This window comes from Acidimicrobiales bacterium (genome assembly GCA_036378675.1).
Classification (GTDB): domain Bacteria; phylum Actinomycetota; class Acidimicrobiia; order Acidimicrobiales; family Palsa-688; genus DASUWA01.
In genome coordinates this window covers 1-2,795 of record DASUWA010000050.1, presented here as the reverse complement: position 1 = coordinate 2,795, position 2,795 = coordinate 1, and the positions used below count along the sequence as shown (strand labels likewise).

Sequence of the window (2,795 nt, the reverse complement as noted above, 5' to 3'; positions counted from 1 at the left end):
CTCCTGGCATCTGCAGTCGGTGCTCGCCGACCCGACAGGCTGCCCGTATCCCGATCAGGCGATGCAGTTCCTCATCTGGCTGCTCGGGCGGCCCAGCGCGCACTACGGGGCGATCTACGGGTGGTACCACGTCGATCTGTCACGTAGTGCCGCGGCAGGAAGCACCTGATCGAGTCATGCATCTGAGCATGGGAGAGCGCTTGCGGGCGCCGATCACCGCGGCCCGTCGACCGTCCGCACTGCTGGGTTCCGTGACGTCGGAGTCGCTGAGACGGCGGCCAGCTCCGGGCTTACTCTTCGTTGGGATCGTGATCGCCGGTCTCGTCGTGCGGATCCTCGAACTTCGTTCGAGCTGGGGTGTACCCGACGCGGACGAGGCAACGGGGATGGTGATGGCCCAGCGGGCTGCTCACGGGCATCTGGCGATCTTCTTCTGGGGCGGAAACTACGGCGGAGATGTGGTCACCTGGCTGGAAGCCTTGTTGGTCAATTTGTTTGGCCTCCATGTGGTCATCTTCCAGGTGGTCGATACGGCACTGGCCTTTGTGGTCGTGCTCCTACTGCGGTCGGTTTCCCGGCGGTTCCTCAGCCCGACGGCTGCCGATCTCTCCGCCGGTCTCGTGTGGGTGCTTTCGCCGGCCTGGGTCTTCTGGAGCTCGCGGGAGTACGTCTTCTGGGTTCCAGGGATGGTCTTCGCGTTGGCAACTATCTGGGCGTGCCTGCGTTGGCGCGAGGAGCCTCGCGGAGTGGCCCCTTACCTGGTGGGTTTCTTCGCGGGTGTCACCTACTGGATCTATCCGTTGTACGGATGTCTGCTGGCGGTTCCGCTGATCGCCTACATCTGGAGCGCCAGATCCGACTGGCGATCGATCGTCAAGACACTTGTGATGATCCCTGTCGGAGGCGTCTTCTGGCTCGTCGCCAACTTTCGGCACCATTTTGAGTCTCTTCATCGACCCGTCAACGCACACCAGGGCCTCGGCTACGCCGTGCGGCATTCAGTGACCGAAATCCTGCCGAGGGCGTATGGCACCTATCCGCGTCCGTCGGGACTGTCGTTCCCGCCGGTCGCCCCGGGTTCGGGCGCTTTGAGAGTGATCGGGATAAGTCTGTTCGCGGGTGGCGTCGTGTGGACGCTGGGATTCCTGATCGTAAGGAGACCGCTTCTGACCACCGCCGGCGCAGCCGTGGTGCTTTGGGTTCCCCTGCTTGCCATTTCCGGTGTCTTCCTAGACAGTTCGGGATACCGCTACAGCCTCGTCCTAATTCCGGCGCTGGCTTTCATGGTGGCTTGGTTGGCAGATCGGCACCGCTATGTGGTCTTGGCGGTGGCCATCCTCGCGGTAGCGACCTCTATCGTCACCGTCGGCTCTGGGACCAAATGGTTTCGTTCGCAACCCGCCTGCCCAGGCGACCTCCAGGCGGTGGGGCGTTACCTCCAAGGGGTGGGGCGGGACCGAGTGTGGGCGAGCTACTGGATCAGTGCGCCGCTGGATGTCTGCACACGGGATCGGGTGGTAGCGAGCCCGACCGCGGTCGAGCGAGACGACTACGCCAAGAAGGTGGTCGGTGCGGCTCCGCAAGCGACCTTCGTCGTGTACCCGGGCAACGTCCTGGACCAGGCCCTGGGATTATGGGAGTCCCGAAACCCGGGTGCAGGAGCTTCAAGGGTTGTGGTCGGCGGTTTGGCCATCTGGAGCTTGCAGCAGCCGGCCACACCCCAAAGCCTTGATTTGCCCCCGAGCGTTCTATGAGTGAACACGGGAGGTTTCGGGAGTTGTGGATCGCGCCGATAACATCGCGCCTTCATGGTCGTGCGTGAACGCTTAAGAGCATCGCCTACGGCGCGGAGGCTTTACTCGGGGGCGGTCTCGGTCCGAGCGCGCGGTGTCAACACGATCTTCGGCGGGTTGACGATCAATCGCGTGCCGAAGGAACTGGCGATCCGGTTGATGTATCAGATCCTTCTCGGAAGGGAGCCGGACCCGACCGGATTCACCGACAGCCTCACGCTTCTCAGATCCGGCGGCATCACCATCGATCAGCTCGCCGAACGAATTCGTGGTTCGGAGGAGTTCGCGACACACGGCTTCAGTGGCCCGATGCTCACTTCATCGATCCACGCCGGCCGATGCGAATGGGTTCGAAGCCTGCCCGCGGCCAGACGCATCGTCGATCTCGGCGGAACTCACCTCGCGAGCAACGAAGGAGCTCTCGTCTCGCTCGGGTACCCCTACCCGTTCGAGGAGTTGACCATAGTGGATCTCCCCTCAGATGCGCGGCACGTCATCTACCAGGGAGCCGAGCACTCGACCGTCGAGACGCGACTAGGCCCGGTGACCTACCGGTATCACTCGATGACGGATCTGTCCGGCTTCGCGGATTCCAGCGTCGACCTGGTTTATTCGGGTCAGTCGATCGAGCACATCCACCGGGACGAAGGGGCCTTGATGCTGAAGTCGGTGCAGAGACTACTGAGACCGGGCGGTTGGGTCGCGATCGACACGCCGAACGGCCGAGTCACGCGTCTCGAGCAGGAAGAGTTCATCGACCCTGATCACAAGCTGGAATACACGTGGCCCGAGCTCCAGGAGCTGATCCTCGACGCGGGTTTGGAGGTTGTGTCTGTTCAGGGCCTGAACTACGCAGGGCCGTCTCTTGCATCAGGTCGTTTCGACGCGGAGGAGGTCGCAAAAGCTTACGGCCTCCACCACGAAGCGGAAGACTGCTACATCCTTGCGGTCCTCGCCAGAAAACCCATTTAGCCAGCTTGAGCCGATGCACCTCTCGGTGAC

Annotated in this window: 2 protein-coding genes; both read left to right on the top strand. The window is 62.7% G+C overall.

Annotated elements, in window-relative coordinates:
* Nucleotides 1–308: 308 nt before the first annotated feature.
* Nucleotides 309–1,754, top strand: a complete 1,446-nt coding sequence (locus tag VFZ97_15790) for a hypothetical protein (GenBank protein HEX6394896.1) — start codon at nt 309–311, stop codon at nt 1,752–1,754.
* A 54-nt stretch (nt 1,755–1,808) separates the two neighbouring features.
* Nucleotides 1,809–2,765: a methyltransferase domain-containing protein gene (locus VFZ97_15785; protein ID HEX6394895.1), complete on the top strand. Its 957-nt coding sequence runs from the start codon at nt 1,809–1,811 to the stop codon at nt 2,763–2,765.
* Nucleotides 2,766–2,795: the final 30 nt, after the last annotated feature.

Excerpts from the sequence above, each read along its gene's own strand:
- VFZ97_15785 (HEX6394895.1), top strand. The coding sequence starts at position 1,809 with ATGGTCGTGCGTGAACGCTTAAGAGCATCGCCTACGGCGCGGAGGCTT.